17 protein-coding genes, 1 tRNA gene and 1 pseudogene are annotated in these 21,792 nt (G+C 71.6%); 12 read left to right on the forward strand and 7 right to left on the reverse strand.

The genetic code is table 11. The annotated features are described in order from the left end of the window. Nucleotides 1-53: 53 nt before the first annotated feature. Nucleotides 54-1,343 (reverse strand): D-arabinono-1,4-lactone oxidase, encoded by a 1,290-nt coding sequence (locus tag ACWEOZ_RS03015; protein WP_451909075.1) that lies wholly within the window; start codon nucleotides 1,341-1,343, stop codon nucleotides 54-56. Nucleotides 1,344-1,480: 137 nt separating this feature from the next. On the opposite strand from ACWEOZ_RS03015, the gene ACWEOZ_RS03020 reads away from it, so the two are divergent. Then, entirely contained in the window at nucleotides 1,481-2,110 is a 630-nt protein-coding gene (locus ACWEOZ_RS03020) for a TetR/AcrR family transcriptional regulator (RefSeq protein WP_451909076.1), read from the forward strand. A 1-nt stretch (nucleotide 2,111) separates the two neighbouring features. Here the strand turns inward: ACWEOZ_RS03020 and ACWEOZ_RS03025 are convergent, their stop codons facing one another. After that, nucleotides 2,112-3,317, reverse strand: a complete 1,206-nt coding sequence (locus ACWEOZ_RS03025) for an amino acid deaminase/aldolase (protein ID WP_451909077.1) — start codon at nucleotides 3,315-3,317, stop codon at nucleotides 2,112-2,114. A gap of 245 nt (nucleotides 3,318-3,562) precedes the next feature. Between ACWEOZ_RS03025 and tmk the strand changes: the two are divergent. The 5 genes and pseudogenes from tmk to ACWEOZ_RS03050 form a co-directional block, all read left to right on the forward strand. Beyond that, nucleotides 3,563-5,650: pseudogene (gene tmk / locus ACWEOZ_RS03030) on the forward strand (dTMP kinase); the annotation flags it as partial. Nucleotides 5,651-6,269: 619 nt separating this feature from the next. Next, nucleotides 6,270-7,463: a DNA polymerase III subunit delta' gene (locus ACWEOZ_RS03035; protein ID WP_451909078.1), complete on the forward strand. Its 1,194-nt coding sequence runs from the start codon at nucleotides 6,270-6,272 to the stop codon at nucleotides 7,461-7,463. A 102-nt stretch (nucleotides 7,464-7,565) separates the two neighbouring features. Continuing rightward, nucleotides 7,566-7,892, forward strand: a complete 327-nt coding sequence (locus tag ACWEOZ_RS03040) for a YbaB/EbfC family DNA-binding protein (RefSeq protein ID WP_451909079.1) — start codon at nucleotides 7,566-7,568, stop codon at nucleotides 7,890-7,892. Nucleotide 7,893: 1 nt separating this feature from the next. Continuing rightward, the gene (locus tag ACWEOZ_RS03045; RefSeq protein ID WP_451909080.1) at nucleotides 7,894-8,190 is read left to right on the forward strand and encodes a type VII secretion target; all 297 of its coding nucleotides are present in this window, start codon (nucleotides 7,894-7,896) and stop codon (nucleotides 8,188-8,190) included. After that, nucleotides 8,190-8,807 (forward strand): hypothetical protein, encoded by a 618-nt coding sequence (locus tag ACWEOZ_RS03050; RefSeq protein WP_451909081.1) that lies wholly within the window; start codon nucleotides 8,190-8,192, stop codon nucleotides 8,805-8,807. Before ACWEOZ_RS03045 ends, ACWEOZ_RS03050 begins: the two co-directional genes overlap by 1 nt. A 211-nt stretch (nucleotides 8,808-9,018) precedes the next feature. Here ACWEOZ_RS03050 and ACWEOZ_RS03055 read toward each other — a convergent pair whose 3' ends face one another. Next, nucleotides 9,019-10,692 (reverse strand): hypothetical protein, encoded by a 1,674-nt coding sequence (locus tag ACWEOZ_RS03055; protein WP_451909082.1) that lies wholly within the window; start codon nucleotides 10,690-10,692, stop codon nucleotides 9,019-9,021. 151 nt (nucleotides 10,693-10,843) lie between these two features. On the opposite strand from ACWEOZ_RS03055, the gene ACWEOZ_RS03060 reads away from it, so the two are divergent. Both ACWEOZ_RS03060 and ACWEOZ_RS03065 read left to right on the forward strand, forming a co-directional pair. Continuing rightward, on the forward strand, nucleotides 10,844-11,680 hold the full coding sequence (locus ACWEOZ_RS03060) for a PSP1 domain-containing protein (protein WP_360550984.1): 837 nt from the start codon (nucleotides 10,844-10,846) through the stop codon (nucleotides 11,678-11,680). 20 nt (nucleotides 11,681-11,700) lie between these two features. Continuing rightward, entirely contained in the window at nucleotides 11,701-12,672 is a 972-nt protein-coding gene (locus ACWEOZ_RS03065) for an NAD-dependent epimerase/dehydratase family protein (RefSeq protein ID WP_451909083.1), read from the forward strand. Between the two features lie 85 nt (nucleotides 12,673-12,757). On the opposite strand, the gene ACWEOZ_RS03070 is transcribed toward ACWEOZ_RS03065, so the two are convergent. After that, complete coding sequence (locus ACWEOZ_RS03070) at nucleotides 12,758-14,521, reverse strand: metallophosphoesterase (protein WP_451909239.1); 1,764 nt, start codon at nucleotides 14,519-14,521, stop codon at nucleotides 12,758-12,760. Nucleotides 14,522-14,710: 189 nt separating this feature from the next. Between ACWEOZ_RS03070 and ACWEOZ_RS03075 the strand changes: the two genes are divergently transcribed. Next, a tRNA-Thr gene (locus tag ACWEOZ_RS03075) sits at nucleotides 14,711-14,787 on the forward strand. Nucleotides 14,788-14,858: 71 nt separating this feature from the next. On the opposite strand, the gene ACWEOZ_RS03080 is transcribed toward ACWEOZ_RS03075, so the two are convergent. Genes ACWEOZ_RS03080 through ACWEOZ_RS03090 form a run of 3 tightly spaced genes read right to left on the reverse strand, consistent with a single transcriptional unit; the run spans nucleotide 14,859 to nucleotide 17,621 of the window. Continuing rightward, nucleotides 14,859-15,938: a hypothetical protein gene (locus ACWEOZ_RS03080; RefSeq protein WP_451909084.1), complete on the reverse strand. Its 1,080-nt coding sequence runs from the start codon at nucleotides 15,936-15,938 to the stop codon at nucleotides 14,859-14,861. 54 nt (nucleotides 15,939-15,992) lie between these two features. Further along, nucleotides 15,993-16,394 (reverse strand): hypothetical protein, encoded by a 402-nt coding sequence (locus ACWEOZ_RS03085; protein WP_451909085.1) that lies wholly within the window; start codon nucleotides 16,392-16,394, stop codon nucleotides 15,993-15,995. Between the two features lie 36 nt (nucleotides 16,395-16,430). Next, on the reverse strand, nucleotides 16,431-17,621 hold the full coding sequence (locus ACWEOZ_RS03090; protein ID WP_451909086.1) for an NHL domain-containing protein: 1,191 nt from the start codon (nucleotides 17,619-17,621) through the stop codon (nucleotides 16,431-16,433). A 156-nt stretch (nucleotides 17,622-17,777) separates the two neighbouring features. Between ACWEOZ_RS03090 and ACWEOZ_RS03095 the strand changes: the two genes are divergently transcribed. From ACWEOZ_RS03095 to ACWEOZ_RS03105, 3 genes are all read left to right on the forward strand, one after another. Next, complete coding sequence (locus tag ACWEOZ_RS03095; RefSeq protein ID WP_451909087.1) at nucleotides 17,778-18,344, forward strand: hypothetical protein; 567 nt, start codon at nucleotides 17,778-17,780, stop codon at nucleotides 18,342-18,344. A 121-nt stretch (nucleotides 18,345-18,465) separates the two neighbouring features. Next, nucleotides 18,466-19,218, forward strand: coding sequence for an ABC transporter ATP-binding protein (locus ACWEOZ_RS03100; protein WP_451909088.1), 753 nt, complete (start codon nucleotides 18,466-18,468; stop codon nucleotides 19,216-19,218). A gap of 3 nt (nucleotides 19,219-19,221) precedes the next feature. Continuing rightward, nucleotides 19,222-21,735, forward strand: a complete 2,514-nt coding sequence (locus ACWEOZ_RS03105) for an FtsX-like permease family protein (RefSeq protein ID WP_451909089.1) — start codon at nucleotides 19,222-19,224, stop codon at nucleotides 21,733-21,735. Nucleotides 21,736-21,792 lie beyond the last annotated feature (57 nt).

The following is a 21,792-nucleotide window of genomic DNA, read 5'->3' on the forward strand; positions in this document are numbered from 1 at the left end:
TCACCGGGCCAGGGTGGCGGAGGTTTCCTGCCTGTGGATGAGGCTGTGGATAACTAGCCGAGGACGCGGTCCAGGTAGGCGTTGGTGAAGGTGCGGGCCGGGTCGAGCTGGTCGCGGACGGCCACGAAGTCGTCGAACTTCGGGTAGGCCCGGCGCAGCGATTCCGCGTCGCGGTAGTGCATCTTGCCCCAGTGCGGCCGTCCGCCCAGTGGCTCGCACACCGCCTCGAACGCCCGGAAGTACGGCTCGTACGGGCTGCCGCTGAACTGGTGCACCGCGATGTACGCCGAGTCGCGCCCGTAGCCGTGCGACAGCCAGACGTCGTCCGGGCCGGTGAACCGCACCTCGACCGGGAACTGCACCTTGAACGGCAGCTTCTCGATGATCCGGGGCAGCGCCCCCAGCGCCTCGCCCAGACACTCCCGGGGGATCTCGTACTCCATCTCGGTGAACCGGACCCGGCGCGGCGTGCAGAAGACCCGGTCGGAACGGTCCGTGTACGTACGGGCGGTCAGCGCACGAGCAGCGACGGCGCTGATGCCCGGCACGGTCGCCGGGACCGCCCGGCCCAGCCGGCAGGCGGCCTGGAAGACCGTGTTGGCCAGCAGCTCGTCGTCCAGCCAGCCCCGGAACGCCGACAGCGGCTGATCCGAGACGGGCACCTTGTTGTTGCGCTTGAGCTGGGCCCGGTCCGTGTACGGGTACCAGTAGAACTCGAGGTGATCGTTGGTGGCGATGCCCTCGTCCAGGCTCGCGAGCACCTCGGACAGCGGCATCGGCCGTTCGTCGGCCAGCAGGACGAACGCGGGCACGCAGCGCAGCGTCACCTCCACGAGGACGCCCAGCGCCCCGATGCCCAGACGGGCCGCGGGGAACAGGGGCGAGCTGGCATCGATGCGCTGCACTTCGCCCGTACCGGTGACCAGGGTGACCGCCTCGACGCAGGAGGCCAGGGTGGAGTGGGCTTGACCACTGCCGTGCGTACCGGTGGAGATGGCCCCGGCGACCGTCTGCTGGTCGATGTCGCCGAGATTGGGCATCGCCAGGCCGTGCTCGGCCAGGAGCCGGTTGAGCCGGTGCAGCGGCATGCCCGCCTGCACCGTGACCAGGTCACCGTCGACCGCGACCAGCTCGCTCAGCCGGTGCAGCAGCAGCCGCCGGTCGTCGGCGACCGCGATCGCGGTGAACGAGTGCCCGCTGCCGACCGCCTTGACTTTGTGTCCGGTGGCGGACGCCTCCTTGACGAGGGCGGCCACCTCGTCGACAGTGCCAGGGGTCAGGACCTCGGCGGCCACGGAGTGCTGGTTACCGCCCCAGTTACGCCAGTGCAGAGACATAGTCATTCCGGCTTTGTCCTCCCGACGAGCGGACAGTCGCACAAAACCGGGAATGCCGCGTGTCCCCGGCGTCCCGTCGATGCATCTCGCTCGTTGATCCGAGTAACGTTCCCATTATCACTGCTGAGAGGGAGTGGCGACGCGTGTCGACACCAACCGTCACCACCGGACCGCTGCGGCGGGTTCCGGTGCAGGGCAGAAGCGTTGCCCGGGTCCAGCGCATGCTCGACGCCTGCGCGGAGCTGGTGGACGAGGTCGGGTACGAGGGCCTGACCACGACCCTGCTCGCCGAGCGGGCCGAGGTCGCCATCGGCTCGGTCTACCAGTTCTTCCCCGACAAGCGGGCCATCGTCCAGGCCCTCGCCATGCGCAACATGGACGCGTACCTGCAGTCGCTGTCGGCACGCTTCGCCAACGAGACGTTCGCCCACTGGTGGGACGGCGTGGACGCGGCGATAGACGCCTACATCCACATGCACCGCAGCGTGCCGGGCTTCCGGACGCTGCACTTCGGCGACGTGGTGGACCTGCACCTGCTCGACGCCGAACGCGACAACAACGCGGTCATCGCCGACCGGCTGGCCGAGCTGCTGGTGGAGCAGTTCCAGCTGATGGACCGGGGACGGCTGCGCTTCGCCCTGCTCATCGCGGTGGAGGCGTCGGACGCGCTGATCAAGCTGGCGTTCCGGCGCGACGTGACCGGTGACGAGGCCGTGCTGACCGAGGCCAAGGCGCTGATCAGGGAGTATCTGCACCGGCACGTGCCCGCCTGAGTCAACCGAGGAACGCATACCCCTCTCCCCGGTACGTCGGGGTCGGCGCGGCCGTGTCGCCGTCGACGAGGTGCACCTCGTTGACGTGCTCACACAGCTCGCCGGCCTTGGCGTGGCGGAACCACACCCGGTCGCCCGGCCGCAGGCTCTCGGCCGCGGCGCCCAGCAACGGCGTCTGCACCTCGCCGGCGCCCTCGTCGCCCCGCATGTGCAGCCCCTCGGGCAGCCAAGGGGTGGGCTGGCGGGACGGTCCGGTCGGCCCGGAGGCGATCCAGCCGCCGCCGAGCACGGTCGCGATCCGCGGTCCCGGCCGGCGGACCACCGACAGCGCGAAGAACGCCGCCGGGGTCGGCTGCCAGGCGCGGTACCCGTCGAACAGGGTGGGTCCGAACAGTCCCGACCCGGCGGCGACCTCGGTCACCGACGGGTCGGCGGCGGTCAGCGCCATGCTGCCGGTGCCACCGCCGTTCACGAACTCCAGGTCGGCGTGCTCGCGTACCGCCCGGACCGCGGCCAGCCGGCGGCGGAGCAGCTCGGGCAGCGACCGGCGCTGCATCATCCGGATCGCCCGGGCCCGCAGGGCCTGCCCGGGCGGGGCGTCGCCGAGCCCGGCGATGTGCGCCTCGTAGGACATCATCGCGACCAGGCGGAAGCCCGGCCGCTTGACCAGCCGGGCGGCGAGGGATCCGGCCTGAGCCGCGGAGTGCACGGGGGAGCGCCGGACGCCGATGTGCAGCGGCCCGGCGGGCCGCCAGGAGGCGTCGAGTTCCAGACAGATCCGCACGTCGGGCCGCCGGCCCGGCGCCACCACGGCATCGACCAGGTCGAGGTGGGCGGGATGGTCGACCATGATCGTGATCGCGGCGGCCAGCTGCGGGTCGGCGGCCAGCTGGGCGATCGCGGTCCGGTCGACGCTGGGGTACGCCACCAGCACGTCGTCCGTGACACCACTGCGCACCAGCCAGATCGCCTCCGGCAGGGTGTACGCCATCACGCCGGACCAGCCGGGGCGGGCCAGCACCCGTTCGAGCAGGGACCGCACGCGGACCGACTTGCTGGCGACCCGGATCGGTTTGCCGCTCGACCGGGCCGTCAGCGCGGCGGCATTGGCGTCGAAGGCGGCCAGATCCACCACCGCCAGCGGCGTCTCCAGGCCGTCGGTGGCCCGGTCCAGTCGTTTTTGCAGCGCACTGCGTTCGACGATCACAACGGCAACTTAACGGGTCCCGGCCTTATGCGAAACACCTTCATTTTTGCGCCACCCGAACGAGCGTTCCCGCGGTCTGTCAGGGGCGCCCGTTAGAGTGCTTCGAGCAATGACCACGGGGAGGTAGGGCCATCGACACCGAAACGAGCTCGGCACGCAAGGAGGCCAGCCCCCCGGTCGATCTGTCAGGGGCGGCGGCGCTGCGTTCCGTCCTGCGGATCCGCCCGTTCCGGCGGCTCTGGCTCGTGCTCAGCGTGGCCTCGTTCGGCGACTGGATCGGCACCCTGGCCACCGCGCTGTTCGCCTCCCAGCAGGTCACCGGCAGCGTGGCCCAGGGCAGCGCGTTCAGCAGCACGATCGCGATCCGGCTGCTCCCGGCGCTGCTGCTCGGCCCGATCGCCGGCGTCATGGCCGACCGGTTCGACCGGCGCTACACCATGGTCATCTGCGACATCCTGCGCTTCTTCGTGTACGGCTCGATCCCGGTCGTCGCCCTGTTCAGCGAGTCCGGCGGCCTCACGGTCACCTGGGCGGTCATCGCCACCTTCATCGGCGAGACCATCACCCTGATGTGGATCCCGGCCAAGGAGGCCGCGGTCCCCAACCTGATCCCCAAGGGCCGCCTCGAGGTCTCCAACCAGCTCACGCTGATCACCACGTACGGCATCACCCCGATCCTGGCCGCCCTCGCGCTGGCCGCCCTCGACGGGGTGGTCCGCGGCCCGATCGGCGGCCTGCCGGACTGGGCCGAGCCGGTGCAGATCGCGCTCTGGATCAACGCCTTCTCCCGGGCCGCCACGGCCGCCGTCGTCTTCTTCGGCATCAAGGAGATCAGCGAGGGCCACCGCGAACGCAAGGAGAAGAACGCCGAGACGTCGATGTTCCGCCAGTTCGTCGAGGGCTGGAAGTACATCGGCGGCACCCCGTTCGTCCGCGGCCTGGTGCTCGGCATCTTCGGCGCGTTCGCCGGCGCGGGCATCGTGATCGGCACCGCCCGCTTCTTCACCGCCTCGCTGGGCGCCGGTGACGCCGCGTTCTACCTGCTCTTCGCCACCCTGTTCATCGGCCTGGCGGTCGGCATCGGCCTCGGCCCGATGGTCGTCAAGGAGCTGTCCCGGCGCCGCTGGTTCGGCATGAGCATCGTGCTCGCCAGCGGCGCGGTCGGCTTCCTGTCCGTGGCGTTCCACCTGTCCATGGCGCTCTTCGGCGCGCTGTTCGTCGGCGCGGGCGCCGGCATGGCGTTCCTGGCCGGTGTCACCCTGCTCGGCGGCCAGGTCAACGACGAGGTACGCGGCCGGGTCTTCGCCGTCGTGCAGATCGGTGCCCGGCTCGTCCTGCTGCTGGCCATCTCGCTGGCCGGTCTCCTGGTCGGCCTGGGCAGCTCCCGCACCATCTCGGCCGGCAGCCTCTCGGTCAGCATCTCCTCCACCCGCATCCTGCTGCTGGTCGCCGGCATCATCGGGGTCTGGACCGGGATCAGCGCGTTCCGCCAGATGGACGACAAGCGCGGCGTGCCGGTGCTGGCCGACCTGTGGAGCTCGATCCGCGGCCGCCCGCTGTCACCGGGCGAGGACTTCACCCGCCAGGGCATCTTCGTGGTCTTCGAGGGCGGCGAGGGCGCGGGCAAGTCGACGCAGGTCACCCGCCTGTCGGAGGCCCTGACCGAGGCCGGGCACGACGTGGTGGTGACCCGCGAGCCGGGCGCGACGGACATGGGCGCGCGGATCCGCAGCCTGGTGCTGTCCAACGGCGAGGGCGCCGACGCGCCGTCGCCGCGCGCCGAGGCGCTGCTCTACGCGGCCGACCGGGCCCATCACGTGGCCACCGTCGTGCGTCCGGCGCTGGCCCGGGGCGCGGTGGTGATCAGCGACCGGTACGTGGACTCGTCGCTCGCGTACCAGGGGGCCGGCCGCACGTTGCCGGTCCAGGAGATCTCCTGGCTGTCGTCCTGGGCGACCGGCGGTCTCAAGCCGGACCTGGTGGTGCTGCTCGACGTCGACCCGACCGTGGGGCTGGGCCGGGTCGACCAGCGTGGCCTGGGCGCGGACCGGCTGGAGAGCGAGTCCCGGTCCTTCCACGAACGCGTCCGCTACGCCTTCCTCGACCTGGCCTCGGCGGACCCGAAGCGCTACCTGGTGCTGGACGCGGCGCGCCCGGCGGACGAGATCGCCGACGCGGTCGCCACCCGGCTCAACGCGATGCTCACCGAGGGCGACGACAGCCACCCGGATCCGGCGTCGACGGCGGTGCCGCCGGGCCCGGACCTGAACGCGCCGGACCTGGCCGACACGATGGTGGTCCCGCCGCACGCGAGTCCCGACGAGACGCTGGTGATGCGGACGGGGTCGGGCGCGGTGGCGACGAGCGGCTCGGACGAGACCATCGTGGTCCGGCCGGCCTCGGCCGCCGGCCCGGACGACACCATGGTGATCCGCCCGGGCGCGGGCCCGGACGACACGATGGTGGTCTCCTCCCACAGCCCGGACGCGACGATGGCCCTGCCCTCGGACGCGACCACGGCTCTGCCTTCGGACGCGACCATGGCCTTGCCGCGGTCCACGCCGGACGACCCGAACGCGACCGTGATGGTGTCCCGGCCGGTGTCGGACGACCCGAACGCGACCGTGGTGGTGCGCCGGCCTGATTCCGATGATCCGAACGCCACGACGGCTTTCCCGGCCGGCGGCCCGGACGAGACGGTGGTCGTGCGGCCGGCCCCGTCCGGCAGCGAGTCGGACGAGACGATGGCGGTCCCGGCGGCCGGAGCGGTCTCCGCCACCAAGGACGCCGACGCCGACGCCGCCGACGCCGCCGACGCCGCCGCCGAGGACGAGGACGAGGAGACGGCGGTCGAGGTGCTCGAGGACCTCACCGGCAACCGGGCCCGGGCCGCCGATGACGAGACGCCGCCGCCGGTGGGCAGCAAGCCGTGAGCGAGCGAGAATCGACGCCATGAGTGTGTTCGCCGACCTGGTCGGGCAGGACGAGGCCGTCGAGACGCTGCGCCGGGCCGCCGCGGCCGCCGCCCGGATCGTGGCCGGTGGTGCCGACGGCGGGAACGGCGCCATGACCCACGCCTGGATCTTCACCGGCCCGCCCGGATCAGGGCGCTCGGTCGCCGCCCGGGCCCTCGCCGCCGCTCTGCAGTGCGAGCGCGACGGTGTCGGCTGCGGCGAGTGCCACGGCTGCCACACCGTGCTCGGTGCCACCCACGCCGACGTGCGCTTCGTGGTGCCCGAGGGCCTGTCGATCGGCGTCAACGAGATGCGCGCGCTGGTGCTGCGGGCCGGCAGTGCTCCCTCCGGCGGCAAGTGGCAGGCCGTGGTCATCGAGGACGCCGACCGGCTCACCGAGGCGGCCGGGAACGCGCTGCTCAAGGCCATCGAGGAGCCTCCCCCGCGTACCGTTTTCCTGCTCTGCACCCCGTCGACGCACCCGGACGACATCTCGGTGACCATCCGCTCGCGGTGCCGGGTCGTAGCGTTGCGGCAGCCGCCCGCCGAGGCCGTGGCCGAGGTCCTGGTCCGCCGGGACGGGATCGCGCCCGACGTCGCGGCCTGGGCCGCGGCCGCCGCGCAGGGCCACGTCGGCCGGGCCAAGCGGCTCGCCAACGACCCGGAGGCCCGCGGCCGCCGGGAGGCTGTGCTCGCCGTGCCGCGCCGGCTGTCCAGCGTCGGTGCCTGCTTCGACGCGGCCTCCGCGCTGATCGAGGCCGCGGAGGCGGAGGCGGCGACCGCGTTCGCCGAGAACGACAGCACGGAACGCGCGGCGCTGGAGCAGGCGCTCGGTGCCGGCGGTACGGGCCGGGGCGCGACCGGTGCGATGCGGGGCGCCGCCGGTCAGCTCAAGGAGCTGGAGAAGAAGCAGAAGTCCCGGTCGACCCGCTCGCAGCGCGACGCGCTGGACCGGGCGCTGGTGGATCTCGCCGCTTTCTACCGGGACGTGCTGGTCACGGGTCTCAAGGCGCCGGTCGCGGTGGTGCACCGGGACACCGCCGAGCAGGCGGCTGCGGCAGCCGGCAAGTGGACACCGGAGAGCACGCTGCGCCGGCTGGAGGCCGTGCTGGCCTGTCGCGAAGCCATCGAGCAGAACGTGAAGCCGAAGATCGCCGTGGAAGCGATGATGCTCAATCTCTGGCGCGGGTAATCCACAAGGGGCGCGCCGGGGGATGCGCGACAGTCGGGCAACCGGGTACGGTCGCGGTGCCGTAAAGCAACCAAGGCGGTACGCCCGGTAAGGAGCCTGTGGATGCCCCGCGAGATCGACGAGGCATGGATCGACGAGGCGATCGAACGTTACCGCCGCCTCGACGTGCTGCGGGCCGAGTTCGAGAAGGCGGTCGCCGGTCACGTGGTGTCGGTGCACTCGCCCGACGACTCGATCGAGGTGCTGGTCACCGCGGCGGGCGACATCACCGACGTACACATCCGTGGCAGCCTGCAGCATCGCACGGCGGCCGACCTGGCCCGGGAGGTGCAGGCAGTGGTGACCACCGCGACCGAAGCGGCCCGCTGGGCCCGGGAGAAGCTGCACGACGAGGTGTTCGGGGCGTTCCGATCGCTGGGAGACCGCTGACATGGAGAAGCTCGCCGAACGCCTGGAGTCCGCGGCGGACGCCCTGACCACAGTGGACCGCTCGTTGTCGGCCCACGCCTCGTCGCCGGGTGCGTTCGGCGCCGACGACGAGGGAGTGCCGGGCCGGCTGGGCCGCCGACTGCACGACCTGTGGCTCGAGGTGCTCGCCGCCCGCTCGGAGGAGGCCGCGGCCGCGGCCGCCCACTTGACCATGCTGGCGGCCGACGTACGGCTGACAGCCAAGGTCTACACCGAGACGGACGACGAGGCCGGCCGCCGCATCCGCCGGAGCATGTGATGGACCGGCTCGATCGCCTGCTGGCCACGGCCGGGCCGCTGCTGCGCCGGGTCGACGACGTCCTGGCCACGGTCGGTGCGCCGCCGGAGCACCGGGTGTGGATCCAGCTGCGCCGGGTGCGCCTGCTCCCGGGCGACGCGGCGCGGGCGGTGGCGGTGCTGCGACCCGAGGAGCTCGGGGAGGCGGCGCCCGAGCTGCGCGCGGACGCCCGGGCCTACGCGGTGCTCGCCGCGTCGTTGCCGGGGCCGGGGGAGTGGACCGGGGCGGCGGCCGAGGCGTACGACGCGGCCCGGCAGCGCGCGGCGGCACACCTCAGTGGCGGCCCGGAAAGCCTCGACGAACGGTTGCAGGCTTCGGCGGACCTGGCGGATTCACTGGTCACCTGGATGCGGTCGGCCCGCGACGCACTGGCCGAGGTGCTGGCCGAGGTGCTCAGCTCCACCCAGGCGGTGGCGCTGGCAGCGACCGAGATGGACCTGGCCTCGGCCCGGGAGCAGGAAGCGGCGGCGGACGTCGCGATGAAGGTGCTGCGGGCGGTCGCCGACGCGTACGAGCCGGGCGCGGAACTGTTGCACACCTCGGCCCGCCTGGCCGAGCCGCTGGTGGCTGTGCGGTGACGACGGGCGCCACGCTCGGATAGCCGGTTCCGAGCGCGGCGCCGCGTCCCCTGCACCCCCCGCAGGTCCACGTCACACTCAACGCCTGCGGTGGGCCTTTGTCGCCCGGGCGCCCGCGGAACGAGCCGCTCGTCCGGGCAGGACGGCACCTGCGGACGGCGTTGTCACCTCGATGGACCATGGTTGCCCGGCTCCCGGAGGAGGACGTAGGTCAGGGGCGGGGACGGCCGCGCATACCGAAGATCAGAGCTGCCGCGCCGGCGATCAGTAGCGCGACGCCGGCCAGCGCCAGCACGTCCACCCGCGGACCGGTGATCGGCAGGCCACCGCCGTCGCCGCTGACCACGCCCGACGGTCCACCCGCGGGTTCGGGGGCCACGGCGGCCACTTCCAGCAGTCCCATGTCGAGGTCGAGGACGGCGCCGGTGCGGTTGGGGGTGCTGTCGGCGTACGCCTGACGGTCGGAGCCCTGGGTGATCGCGATGGTCATCGCGGTGGCCTTCGCGGCGATGGCGTGGCCGGAGACGGCTTGGCGCACGTCGCCGAGCGAGATCGTCACGGTCGTACCGGGACCGGTTGCCGGCCCGGCCTCGGGGCCCTGGCCGGGAGCGGCGATCGGCGGAACGCCGGGGATGCTCGGCAGGGGGAGCGGCGGGACGGGGCTGAGCGCGCCGGCTGCCGGCAGGCCGGAGAAGGGTCCCGAGCCGGACTTGCCGCTTTTGTCGTGATCGCTGACGGGCCCGCCAGGCTCGCGAACGTTGTCGTTGCTTGCGCCGGCTGGGTCGGGGACGCCCTTGTGGACGCGCTTGTCGTCGGACCCAGCCTTGCCGTTGCCGCCGTTGCCGCCGTTGCCCTTCCCGCTCTTGCCGGCGTTGTGGGCCTTGCCGTCGTCCGGGTCCCGCTGAGCCGCGAGGCGGAAGGCGCGGTGACCGGCGCCGACGTTGTGAGCCGCGCCGGTGTGGTCCTTGCCGCTCCCGGTCTCGCCGTTCCGGGCCCCGCCCGGTCCGGCAACCGCGCCGTCTTCGCCCAGCCGCAGCTCCACGCTGTCACCCGCGGTGTCCAGCTGAGCGGTCTCGAACCCTTCCCCGGACACCTCGAGCACTGCCGGCTCGTACCGCACCTCGCCGCCGTCCGCGCCCGACATCGTGGCCAGCAGCGACGGCGGCTTGACCACCTTGACCGTGATCGCCCCGCCCAGCAGCTGCATCTTGCCGGCGGCCATGGAGGCCGCCGCCACAGCCCGCGCGGCGGGCCCGCGCCGCTCCATCGCCGTCGTGCTCAAGGCCGAGATCTTTCCGGGTACGCGAACCAGCGCGGCATCCCCACCGTCGAGCACCCCCGCCCGCCGCAGCACAGCCTCAGCCCGGGTCGCCTCACGGGCAACGTTGCCGCAGGCCATCCTGGGGTCCCACCGGGCGTGCACTCTCAGCTCGCTCGCGCCGAGCCGGAACGGGCCCACCTCGGTGGCCGCATACCTGCGCTGCTCGGGCTTCCTGTGGCTGGGCGGAGCGGTCTGCTGCAGCACCTTGGCCAGCGCTTTCTGGTCCGCGGGACCGCCGTCGAGGATCCGGCCCAGCGCGGCGGCGTTGACGGGTGCCTGCGCGACCAGGGCGGACTTGGCGTCGCCCACGCCGACGTCCTTGATCGGCTGGTCGTCGCGGCCGGCCGGGCCGAGGTCGAGGCCGGCGATGCGCATGACCTGGGTGCCGGACTGGGCGGCGTACCGCAGGGCTTGTTCGCAGGGTGCGGGCGCGGCGGCCGCGGGCAGCGGCACGAGCAGGGCCCCGACCACCCCGAGCGCGGCGGCTTTCAGCCGGGCCCGGGTGGTGCTGGGAACGCCCTGGTCGGGCTCGGCGGGTGTCACAAGATCAACCCGTGCTGGCACGGCGGGCATCATGAAAAAGTCCTCCCCCAAGGATCACCGCAATCAGCGGCGTCTACGGGATGGCCCAACGAGAGTCAATGCCAAGGGTTGCGCTGATCTATGTAGTTCTGCGCTATTTCGCACCGCCGGTCCGTCGCCGTAGGGTGTGGTGATGGGCATGCTGTGCGCCGTCAGCTTCAACCGCTACGGCCGTCTCTATTACCTCGACCCGGGCGAGTTCTCGCCTCAGGTGGGTGACCGCGTGCTGGTCCCGACCGACGACGGGCCCGAGGTGGCGGAATGCGTCTGGGCGGCGCAGTGGGTCAGCGAGGACACGGACGGTTTCCCCAAGGTCGCCGGCCTCGCCGACGACCGCGACCTGCGTCGCGACGAGCTGCTGCGCAAGCGCAAGGCCGAGGCGAAGGTCGCGGCCAAAAAATTGATCAAGGCCCACGAGCTCCCGATGAAGGTCGTGGCCGTGGACCACGTCCTGGAGCAGGCCGGTACGGGCGGCGCCCGCACCACGATCTACTTCACGGCCCCGCACCGGGTCGACTTCCGTTCCCTGGTCCGCGACCTCGGCGCGACCCTGCACTGCCGGGTGGAGCTGCGCCAGCTGTCGGCCCGCGACTCGGCCCGGGTCCAGGGCGGCATCGGCTCGTGCGGCCGGGACCTGTGCTGCGCGACGTTCCTGACGGACTTCGAGCCGGTGACGATCCGGATGGCCAAGGACCAGGACCTCCCCCTGAACCCCCTGCGCATCTCCGGCGCGTGCGGCCGCCTGATGTGCTGCCTCAAATACGAACACCCGCTGTACCAGAAGTTCCAGGCGTCGGCGCCGGCCGTGGGCAGCCGGGTGACGACCCCGGAGGGCGACGGCAGGGTGGTGGCCCACAGCGTTCCGAAGGACGCGGTCGTGGTCCGGATGGACGCGGACGGCTCCCGCTGCTCGTGCAGCCGGGCCTCGGTCTGCGGGCCGCGCCAGGCCCACGACGAGCAATACTCCTGAGCGGCCCATAGCCTGACGTCATGAGGGTTGTGGTCATCGGCGGCAGCGGGCACATCGGCACGTTCCTGATCCCGCGACTGGTCCGCGCCGGTCACGAGGTGATCAGCATCAGCCGCGGGCAGAGGTCCAGCTACACCGACGATCCGGCCTGGCGGCAGGTGCGGCAGGTCAGCGCGGACCGGGAGGCCGAGGACCGGGCGGGCACCTTCGGCGACCGGGTCGCCGGCCTGCGCCCCGACGTCGTCATCGACCTCATCTGCTTCACCCTCGACTCCGCGACCGCCCTGGTCGAGCGGCTGCGCGGCGAGACCGGCCACCTGCTGCACTGCGGCTCGATCTGGCGCGCCGGCCCGAGCGCGAAGTTCCCGATCACCGAGGACAACGCGGCCCCGCCGCTCGGCGACTACGGCATCGCGAAGGCCGCCATCGCCGACATGCTGCAGGCCGAGACCAGGTCCGGCGGACTGGTCACCACGTCGCTGCACCCGGGCCACATCGTCGGCCCGGGCTGGCACCCGATCGGCCCGCTCGGCAATCTCGACCCGGGGGTCTGGGCCAGGCTTTCCGCGGGCGAGCCGATCGACGTGCCCGGGATCGGCGCCGAGTTCATGCACCACGTGCACGCCGACGACGTGGCCCAGGCCTTCGAGGCGGCCGTCGACCACCGAGCAGCCGCCGCCGGGCAGGACGTCACCGTCGTCGCGCCCTCAGCGCTCAACGTCCGCGGCTACGCCGAGATCGCCGCATCCTGGTTCGGCCGGACGGCGACGCTGCGCACGGTGACCTGGGAGCAGTTCCGCAGCGGTACCTCCGACGAGGCCGCCGAAGCCAGCTGGGAACACCTCTCCCGCAGCCACTACTTCAGCATCGACAAAGCTCGCACGCTCCTCGGATACAAACCGCGCTATGAGCCGGAGGATGCCGTCCTGGAATCAGTGCGCTGGCTCATCGACCATGACCAGCTCGGCGTGGCCGGCCCGCTCAAGATCTGACCCCCTGCTACAGCTCTGCCGTGCCGGGCGCCGCCGGTGCCGACGATGGCGTCGGGTGGGCCGGGCCTGGTGCGACCCCCTCCGCCTACAGCTCTGCCGTGCCGGGCGCCGCCGGTGCCGACGACGGTGCCGGGTGGGCCGGGCCTGCCGTGCCGGGCGCCGCCGGAACGGACGACGGCGCTGGATGGGCCGGGCCATCCACGATGATCGGTGGCTCGATCAGGTGCGTCAGTAGTGGCTCCTCCGGGCGCAGCCACGAACTGTCCGGCGCCCCGTCGGGGTCGGCCGTCCACTTCCGGCAGATCTTCTCGATGCCGATCGGGTGCACGGTCAGAGTGCCGTCCGCCGCGATATGCAGGCGGAGGAAGCTTTTGGCGTCCTCGATGCCCTGACCCGCGAACAGCTCGTTGACGTTGACGTCGAAATAGCTCGCGATCAGCAGATAAAGCGCCAGCAGCTGCGTCGCCAGGTAGGCGATCAACGGCCCGTAGAGCACCGCCGCCACCGCCAGCGGCCCGGGCCAGACCCAATCCCGGAACGGCAGTTGCAGCCAGACCCAGGTGCCGCCCGCCGCCAGCGCTATCTGGGCGAACCCGTGGGCCAGGCCGAGGATCCAGTGCCGGGCGTGTTTGTCGGAGCTGGCGCCCGGTGGCTGCGCGAACAGCACCGTGCCGGTCAGGATCAGCACCAGCATGAAGACCAGCGGGATGCTGAACAGCCGCTGGATCGTGCCGCCCTGGCTGGCCGCGCCGGCCATGGCCAGCATGGTGAGGGTGTGGATGATGCCGAGCATCGTCGCGAAGCCGGTGTTACGGGCCGGGAGCTTGCCGAAGACTCCCCAGCCCATCCGCTGGGACTGCGTGGCACTGGGGAAGCGGGACGCCAGCGCATACTCCCGGCTGCGGCTGGCGCTGCGGGTCAGCGTCTCCTTCGGCGGCACGGTCAGCGTTTCCGGCAGCTGATGGGTGCCCAGCAGGTAGGCGCCGCCGCCACCGCACGTGATCAGCTCGCGGTCCTCGCCGGTGTAACGCGCGTAGTGGTGCAGGTCGCCGGAGACGAGCAGGCGGACCTGAGCCCCGGTCGGCGCGAGGATGGTGCGGATGAAGTAGTCGACCGCGTCGTACGCCTCGGGCTTCTTCGCGGCCTTGACCCAGGTCGGCGACGGCGTCATCAGCAGGATGCGGTCGTCGGGGCCGAGGTTGCGGGCGGCCTTCTCGAAGTAGAGCAGCTGCGGGTCGTCGATGTACGCGCCGAACTGTTCGTCGATCGCGAACAGCCACCAGTTGGCCGGCAGCTCCACTGCGAAGTACGAACGGCGCTGCTGGGTGCGCCAGCCGCCGATGTGCCCGTCCTTGCGGCGTGCGAAAAGGCGGAGGAACGCGGTCAGGCCGTCGTACCAGTCATGGTTGCCCGGTAGGGCGAACAGAGTGGGCCGCGGCCCACTGGCCGGCGCCTCCGGCAGGGCCGCGCGGTACGGCCCTTTCATCCGGTTTTCGTAACCGTCGCCGTTGGCGAGCGGATAAACCTGATCGCCGCCCATGAGCAGCACCTGGCCGCGGGGCAGGACCCGGCCGTCGACCTCCAGCTGCGGCTGCGCCAACAGGTACGCCACCGAGTAGGTCGCGTGGAAGCCGTCGCCCAGGTCGGCCACGTAGTCGAGCCACAGCTCACCGTCAGTGCCCGGCTGCTGGAACGAGTCGCCGGAGAGAGCGTTCTGCAGCTCGCGCTTGTCGAGATAGGCGCCGAACAGGGTGGCCATCAGCGTGCGCAGACCGGTGTTGAGCAGGAGTAACGGAGCCAGCCAGCCGACCGGTCGCTGGGGCGTGAACCCGAGCTGCTGCGGATCCATGCTCACCGGCCGCCGTGCCGCCGAGGGCTCGGCCTCGGCGGACCGCCGTCGATGCCGCGGGAGCGGCTGTTGATCGGTCACGAGAGGCAGACTAGCCCGGGGGTATGACACCTGCCGTCCGCTTCCGGCGCGCCGCGGCCGGACCCGTTCCGAAGTACGACGACCGATGCAGTATACTCAACGATCGTTGCCGCCTTAGCTCAGTCGGCTAGAGCGACGCACTCGTAATGCGTAGGTCGACGGTTCGATTCCGTCAGGCGGCTCCAAGGACAAGGCCCTGATCAGCGGGAACGCTGGTCAGGGCCTTGTGTCTTTCCCTGCGGTTCGGAAACAACCGTCAGTGTGCCGGCGTCAGGCCGCGGTGGATGTCCTTGGAGCTCGCCCCGTACAGGTTGGGCCTGTTCACGCCCAGCTGCCCGACCACCTGGCGGGCAGCGGCGATGTCCTTCTGCAGCTGCGTCATGGCGTCGGCCACCTTGGTCTCGTCCTCGACGAACTTCTCGTTCTGTGCGGTCAGCGCGCGCTGCACCGCCACCGCGATCTCCTGGGCGGTGGCGCCGCCGATGTCGGTTTTCTGGGCGTCCGTGCCGACCGACAGGCCCTGCGCCAGGGTGCTGGACGAGATGATGACGGCGCCGATCCAGACGGCGATGGTGCCGCCCGTCGCGGCGATGAGGGTGCCTGCGGCGATGCCGGTGAGGGTGCTCCAGATGAACTCCTTGGAGGACTTGCTGCCCGAACCGAGATCGCCCAGCGCGGCGATCGCCTTGTCCAGCAGATCGAGGATCGCCTTGCGCTGGGCGATCTTGCTGATCTTGTTGGCTTCGAGCAGTTCCTTCGAGATGCGGGCCGCCGCGGCTTGGCATGCCTGCCCGTTCTCCAGCGGAGCGAGGAAGTTCGTGACGAAGGTCTGCTGGAACGCGCCTTCCCAGTGTTGTTCCATCTGGTCCCGGACCGTCTGCAGCCCCGTCAGGCCGAGGTCACGGTTTCCCAGCTTCCCGGACTCGGTGGCGACTCCGCCGAACTTCTCGGCGATGGTCCCCAGGCCTTCGATGGCCGGGTTCGCCTCGTCGGGGTCGGGCGTCAGGTAACTCTCGAACGTGGGGACGACCCAGGCGTAGTGCTCGTGCTGGATGGCGTCCTGCCACTGCCTGATCTGGGCTTCGGTCAGGTAGACCTCGCTGTCCGGCAGCCCCGGACCGTTCTGGACGACGGCCGAGAAGCCACCGCTCGTGACGGTGGAGGCGGGCTTGTCCGGGTTGGCCTTGTTGTACTCCGCCAGGAGCGCGTCGAGGTAGGAGTTCAGGTCCTCGAGCGTTTGCCGGACGAACTCCTGGCGCAGCTTCTCCGCCTTCTGCGTCAGAGCCGGCACGTAGCTCGCGTTCGTGAACTGGGACGGCGTATCGACGTTACCCACAACTGTTCGGCCCCTCCGTGAACAACAAATTGAACTGCGGCCCGCGGGCGTCGGTCAGGACACGCCTCCGGGCTGGGCGACGACGACCGGTGCGCCCGGGTCGTCCTCGGACCCCGGCGCCGGTGGCGCTACCGAAGGGTCGGTGGAGTTCTGGTAGGGATCCTTGAGGATGACCTGCAGACCCTGGGCTGCCCCGGCGTCGGTGGCCTCGTAGGCCAGCCGCGCCTCCCGGACCCCGGTGGCACCGTCCAGGACCACGCCGCCGATGTCGGCGTACATGTCCTGCAGCTCGTCCTTCAGGGTGTTCCACATGGTCAGGGCGAAGGTCAGGCCGGCGGCGCTGCCGTCCGCCGCGACCAGGCGGTTGGCGTCGTAGTAGACGTCCGCCACGCGAGGGAGCAGCGCCTCGGACACCCGCCACAACGCGTACAGGTCACCTCCGGTGACTTCTGCCATCACCATCACCTCCGTCAATAGTCAGCGAACGTCGTCTCACGCCCGGCGGCGGCGGGCCACGGTCACGGCCACCGCGGCGACGAGCGCCAGCACGATGACGATCGCGAGCGCCACCGTCCACCACTGCCGCCACCATTCGCTTCCACCGGCGGATTCGTCGCTGGACAGTCCATTCAGCTGCAGCTTGTACACCTTGTTGCCGCGCGCGTCGGCCAGGTAGCCGGTCTGGTCGTCGACCATGGTCAGGGGACCGACGATCGACGGTTTGGCGAGCAGGGTCTCGACCCGGCCGTCCGGGTAGAACCGGTACAGACCGTCGTCGGCCGACAGATACACGGCGTTCTTCGTGGCGGCGACGTAGAGGTTGCCCTGCCATCCGCCGGGGGGAATCGTGGCGCTCTGGTTGTCGGAGTACGACCATCGGCCGTCACCGTCCCGGACCACCGCTCGCATCTGGGTGCCTGACAGCGCGTACAGCAGGGTGCTGGCCACCCAGCGGTCACTCCCGCCGCCCACCGCCGTAGAGATCGGTGCGTACGGGAACGTGAACGACTTGGCCTCACCACCGGCCAGCAGACCGACGTCGCCGCTGCCGATGAGTGTGGTGATGACGCCGTCGGACCCGATGCGGCGGACCCGGTAGTTGCGCAGATCGCCGAAGACCAGAGCGCCGGCGTCGTCGATGTCGATGCCGCTGACGTCGCGCAGCTGAGCATCGATGGCCGGCCCGCCGTCCCCGGAGAAGCCGGCGCCGTTTCCGCCCGCCACCAGGCTGACGTCCCGATTCGCCGACAGCGAGAGGATGCGGTTGTTCCCGCTGTCTCCGATGTAGACAGTGCCCGTCGCGTTCACGGCCAGGCCGGCCGGATTGCGCAGGGTGACGTCGGAGCCGGGCACCTGGGCATTCGCCGGTACGGGGGTGTCCTGCGGTTTCTGAGCCGACCCGCCCCGGCCCGCGACCGTTCGGATCACGCCGTCCGAGGAGATGGCCCGGACCACTCCGTTCGCGGTGTCGGCGACATACACGACCCCGTCCGGTCCGGCTGCTATGCCGCCCGGCTTGTTGAGAGTCGCCGCTGTCGCCGGACCGCCGTCGCCGGCGTATCCCGCCGAACCGGTGCCCGCGTACACCGTTGCCGCAGCGCTCTCGGCCAGCGCGGCCTGGGGCGTGCCGACCGTCGCCACCGCGATGACACCGGCGGCCAGTGCGCGAGCGGCTCGATTCATAGGCAGGTTCTAGCATGTCGCCCGAGGGGCCGCTGTCCCGCTGTGAGCCTGCGGAGAGGCCTCCCGGGACATTGACGCGGGTTTATCGTGACATCTTTCAGCGCGTCGCAACGCCGGCCGGGCCGAGGCTTCGGCCCGCCGGCGAACGGGGGAAAGATGCTCGAACACAGACCGGAGATCTCCGCGTCGTCGCCGGACGGCCGGATCTGGGCGGCCACGACCGACGGGACGGACGTCCGGATCAGCTTCAGCCACGGCTCGTTCGAGCACTATCCCGACGCGGTCCTCGCGCACCAGCTCAGCCGCCTCGGCCAGGCGATGTGGATCGCGTTCCAGCGGTCGCAGGACGACCTGCACGAGCGACGGCTGAACTCCTTCCTCGTGGTCACCGGGCCGGGCGACCCGCCTGAACGCACGCCGGAGCAGGCCGCCTACGCCGAAGCGCTCAACGAGGTGATCGGGGTCGGTACGTCGCCGGACGGCTCCATCACCGTCCGCACCACCGGCGCGCTCTACTGGGACGTGGACTTTCCCGACGGCACCGTCGGCCGGCTGGGCGAGCGAGCGTTCGTTTCCCAGCTCACCACGGCGGTTCAAGCGATGCTGGCCGACCGGGAGAAGAAGATCGCCGGTCTGAAGGCGGAGTTCCTCGACCTGGGCGTGCCGAGGGTCTGGACCGAGCTGCTGCGCCGGCTCCGCACCCAGAACCGCGGCCGGGCCTAGCGCCGCCCCGGACGGTAGCGCCTGCTGTACCCCGGACGGGCAGCCTGCTTGATCGAAGCCGAGCGGTGATCTCCCTAGCGTCAGAGGAGACCGCACAAGACCGCTCCGGAAGGCCCCAGCCATGTCAGAGATCGCCGTCACCGTCGAAGGTGTCAGCAAGACGTACGGCGGTGAGCAGCCCGTCGTTGCCCTCGCCGACGTCGACGCCTGGTTCCTCAAGGGGACCGCCACCGCCGTCATGGGGCCGTCCGGCTCCGGCAAGAGCACGTTGCTGCACGTCGCCGCCGGCCTGGACCGGCCGACCGCGGGGCGGGTACGGATCGGGGACACCGACCTCTCGTCGATGTCCGAGAAGGCCCTCACCAAGCTGCGCCGCAACCGGATCGGCTTCGTGTTCCAGGCGTTCAACCTGGTCGGTGCCCTGACCGTCGAGCAGAACATCCTGTTGCCGTCCCGGCTCTCCGGCAGCCGCCCGGACCGGGCCTGGCTCGCCGAGGTCGTCGACCGGGTCGGGCTCGGTGACCGGCTGACGCATCGGCCGTCGGAGCTGTCCGGTGGTCAGCAGCAGCGGGTGGCGATCGCCCGGGCGCTGGTCACCCGGCCCGAGGTGATCTTCTGCGACGAGCCCACCGGGGCGCTCGACACCCAGACCGCGGCCGAAGTGCTGACCCTGCTGCGGTCGGTGGTCGACGACACCGGGCAGACCGTGATCATGGTGACCCACGACCCGGTCGCCGCCTCGTACGCCGACCGCGTCATGGTGCTCGCGGACGGCCGGATCGTGCAGGACATGCCGCAGCCCGGGGCCGAGCGCATCGCCGAGCAGCTGGCCCGGCTCGGCCGCTGGCAGCCCGTCGCGAGCCGGGAGGGCTGAGCCGTGCTGGGACTGGCCGCGCAGATGCTGCGCTTCCGTAAGGGCACTTTCGTGGCGACGTTCGTCGCGCTCGCCGCCGGCGTCATGATCCTGATGACCTGCGGGCTGCTGGTCGAGTCCGGCCTGCGCTATCAGGGCTCACCCCAGCGGTACGCGGCCACGGTGGCCGTCGTGGCCGACCGTGATCGCACCATCGCCGGGCCGGAGATCTTCGGCGAGACCGAGTCCACCACCGTGTCGCTGCCCGAGGGTGGCCGGGTGCCGGACACGCTGCTCGCGACGATCGCGGCGGTGCCCGGCGTGGCGAGTGCCGTGGGCGACCACTCGATCGCGGTCACGCCGGTGGCGGCGCCGGGGGTGCGGACCACCGGCCACGGTTGGGGGAGTGCCGCGCTGGCCCCGTACCGGATGGTGTCCGGCAGCCAGCCGCGGGCCGACGGTGAGATCGCCGTCGACGCCCGGCTCGCCGCAGGCGGAAAGCTGCAGCCCGGGGACGCGACCGCGATCGTGGTGGGCGGGGCCGAGCGCAAGTTCCGGGTGAGCGGTGTGGTCGACGCGGTGGGCCCGCAGGCAGCGGTGTTCTTCACCGATGCGCAGGCCGCGCGGCTCGATCCCAACCCGGGCAGTTTCACGGCGATCGGCGTGCTCGCCGAGCCCGGCGCGGACAGATCGGCTGTGGTGGCCGCGGTCCGCAAGGCCGCGCCGAATGTCAAGACCTATGTGGACAGCGAGCGAGGACTCGTCGAGCAGCCCGAGGCGGTGGCCGCGCGGGCGCTGACCGTGCAGGCCGGCTCCGCGTTCGGTGGCTACGCCGCAATGATCATCATCTTCGTGGTGGCCGGCACGGTCGGGCTGTCGGTCCGGCACCGTCGCCGCGATCTGGCGCTGCTGCGGGCGATCGCGGCCACCCCCGGCCAGGTACGGCAGATGATCCTCGCCGAGGTCGGCCTGCTCAGCCTGCTCGCCGCCGTGGTCGGCGTCCCGGCCGGCCTGGCCGCCACCGCCTGGACCCGGGACCAGCTCGTGACCCGCGGCTTCGTCCCCGACACCTTCGAACTCAGCGGTGGTGTCCTGTCCGCCCTGGCCGTGACCGTGGCGGTGGCAATCGTCGCGCTGAGCTCCGCCTGGATCGCCGCGCTGCGCACCACCCGGATCCGCCCCACCGAGGCGCTGGGTGAGGCGGCCGTCGAGCCTGCCCTCGGCGGCCGGGTCCGGATCATCTCCGGCCTCGTCTTCCTGGCCGGCGGGGTGTCGCTGATCGGCCTCACCGGCGCCACCGACGGCACGACGGCGCTGGGTGCGGCGACCGGCATGCTCTACACGTTCGTGCTGGCCATCGCCCTGCTCGCGCCGTGGATCAACCGCGCCGCGGCCCGGCTGCTCACGCCGGTGCTGAAGACAGTCTGGGGCACCAGCGGCTATCTGGCGGCGGCGAACCTCCGGGCGAACGCCCGGGGCATGGTCGCGGTGCTGAGCGCGCTCGTGCTCTCGGTCGGCTTCGGCGGCACCGTGTGGTTCCTGCAGGACAACCTGCAACGCCAGACGGTGGTCCAGAGCCACGACGGCACGCTCGCCCAGCACGCGCTGACCGGCGGGGCCGGCCTGCCGGCGACGGCCGCGGCCAAGGCCCGCAAGATCCCCGGGGTGGTCGCGGCGACCGGGGTACGCCGCACGTCGGTGATCGTCCCCAACCAGCTCGAGGCCCAGGCGGTCGCGGCCCAGGGCATCGACCCGGTGGGTGCGGACCAGACCCTGGACCTGGGGGTACGGGCGGGAAGCCTGGCCGAACTGCGGGTCTCCACCGTGGCCGTGTCGACGACGCTGGCGAACTCGGCCGGCTGGGAACTCGGCGACGACGCCCGGCTGTGGCTCGGCGACGGCGTGCCGATGACCTTGCGGATCGTCGCGCTGTACGACCGCGGCTGGGGTTTCGGCGACGTCACCCTGGACACCGAGACGCTCACCGGCCACACCGCGACCGGACTCGACGACCACCTCCTCATCCGCACCGCGCCGGGGGCGGACGTCACCGCGGGACTGGCCGATCTCGCGAGCGCCTATCCGCTGAGCACCGTGGTCGGCACCGAGCAGCTGACCGGCGAGCTCGCCCAGGACCTGGCGATCAGCGCCTGGCTCAACAAGCTGCTCATCATGGTCCTGGTCGGGTACGCGGTCCTCGCGGCCGCGAACACCCTCATCATGGCGGCACTGGCCCGGGCCCGGGAGCTGTCGTTGCTGCGCCTGGTCGGGGTGACCCGCGGCCAGCTCAAGCGGATGGTGCACGCCGAACAGGCAGGCCTGCTGGGGGTGGCCCTGGCGATCGGTACGGCGATCGCGGCGATCACCTTGTCGTCGGTCGTCCACGCGGTTTCGGGCGTACTGATCCCGTACGTGCCGGCCCTCGGTGCGGCGACGATCCTCGGCGGCACGGTGGCGCTGGCGCTGGTCGCGACGATGCTGCCGATCGGCCGGGTCCTGCGTACACCCCCGATCGAGGGCATCGGCCTGCGTGAGTAGATCTCCGGACTACCCAATCTGCGATGTAGCAGTCTGAGTGGTAGCGATCAGCGCACT

It is taken from the genome of Actinoplanes sp. NPDC004185, from assembly GCF_053603475.1.

Excerpts from the sequence above, each read along its gene's own strand:
- ACWEOZ_RS03015 (WP_451909075.1), bottom strand. The coding sequence starts at position 1,343 with ATGACTATGTCTCTGCACTGGCGTAACTGGGGCGGTAACCAGCACTCC.
- ACWEOZ_RS03035 (WP_451909078.1), top strand. The coding sequence starts at position 6,270 with ATGAGTGTGTTCGCCGACCTGGTCGGGCAGGACGAGGCCGTCGAGACG.
- ACWEOZ_RS03040 (WP_451909079.1), top strand. The coding sequence starts at position 7,566 with ATGCCCCGCGAGATCGACGAGGCATGGATCGACGAGGCGATCGAACGT.
- ACWEOZ_RS03045 (WP_451909080.1), top strand. The coding sequence starts at position 7,894 with ATGGAGAAGCTCGCCGAACGCCTGGAGTCCGCGGCGGACGCCCTGACC.
- ACWEOZ_RS03050 (WP_451909081.1), top strand. The coding sequence starts at position 8,190 with ATGGACCGGCTCGATCGCCTGCTGGCCACGGCCGGGCCGCTGCTGCGC.
- ACWEOZ_RS03060 (WP_360550984.1), top strand. The coding sequence starts at position 10,844 with ATGGGCATGCTGTGCGCCGTCAGCTTCAACCGCTACGGCCGTCTCTAT.
- ACWEOZ_RS03065 (WP_451909083.1), top strand. The coding sequence starts at position 11,701 with ATGAGGGTTGTGGTCATCGGCGGCAGCGGGCACATCGGCACGTTCCTG.
- ACWEOZ_RS03070 (WP_451909239.1), bottom strand. The coding sequence starts at position 14,521 with ATGGATCCGCAGCAGCTCGGGTTCACGCCCCAGCGACCGGTCGGCTGG.
- ACWEOZ_RS03085 (WP_451909085.1), bottom strand. The coding sequence starts at position 16,394 with ATGGCAGAAGTCACCGGAGGTGACCTGTACGCGTTGTGGCGGGTGTCC.
- ACWEOZ_RS03090 (WP_451909086.1), bottom strand. The coding sequence starts at position 17,621 with ATGAATCGAGCCGCTCGCGCACTGGCCGCCGGTGTCATCGCGGTGGCG.
- ACWEOZ_RS03095 (WP_451909087.1), top strand. The coding sequence starts at position 17,778 with ATGCTCGAACACAGACCGGAGATCTCCGCGTCGTCGCCGGACGGCCGG.
- ACWEOZ_RS03100 (WP_451909088.1), top strand. The coding sequence starts at position 18,466 with ATGTCAGAGATCGCCGTCACCGTCGAAGGTGTCAGCAAGACGTACGGC.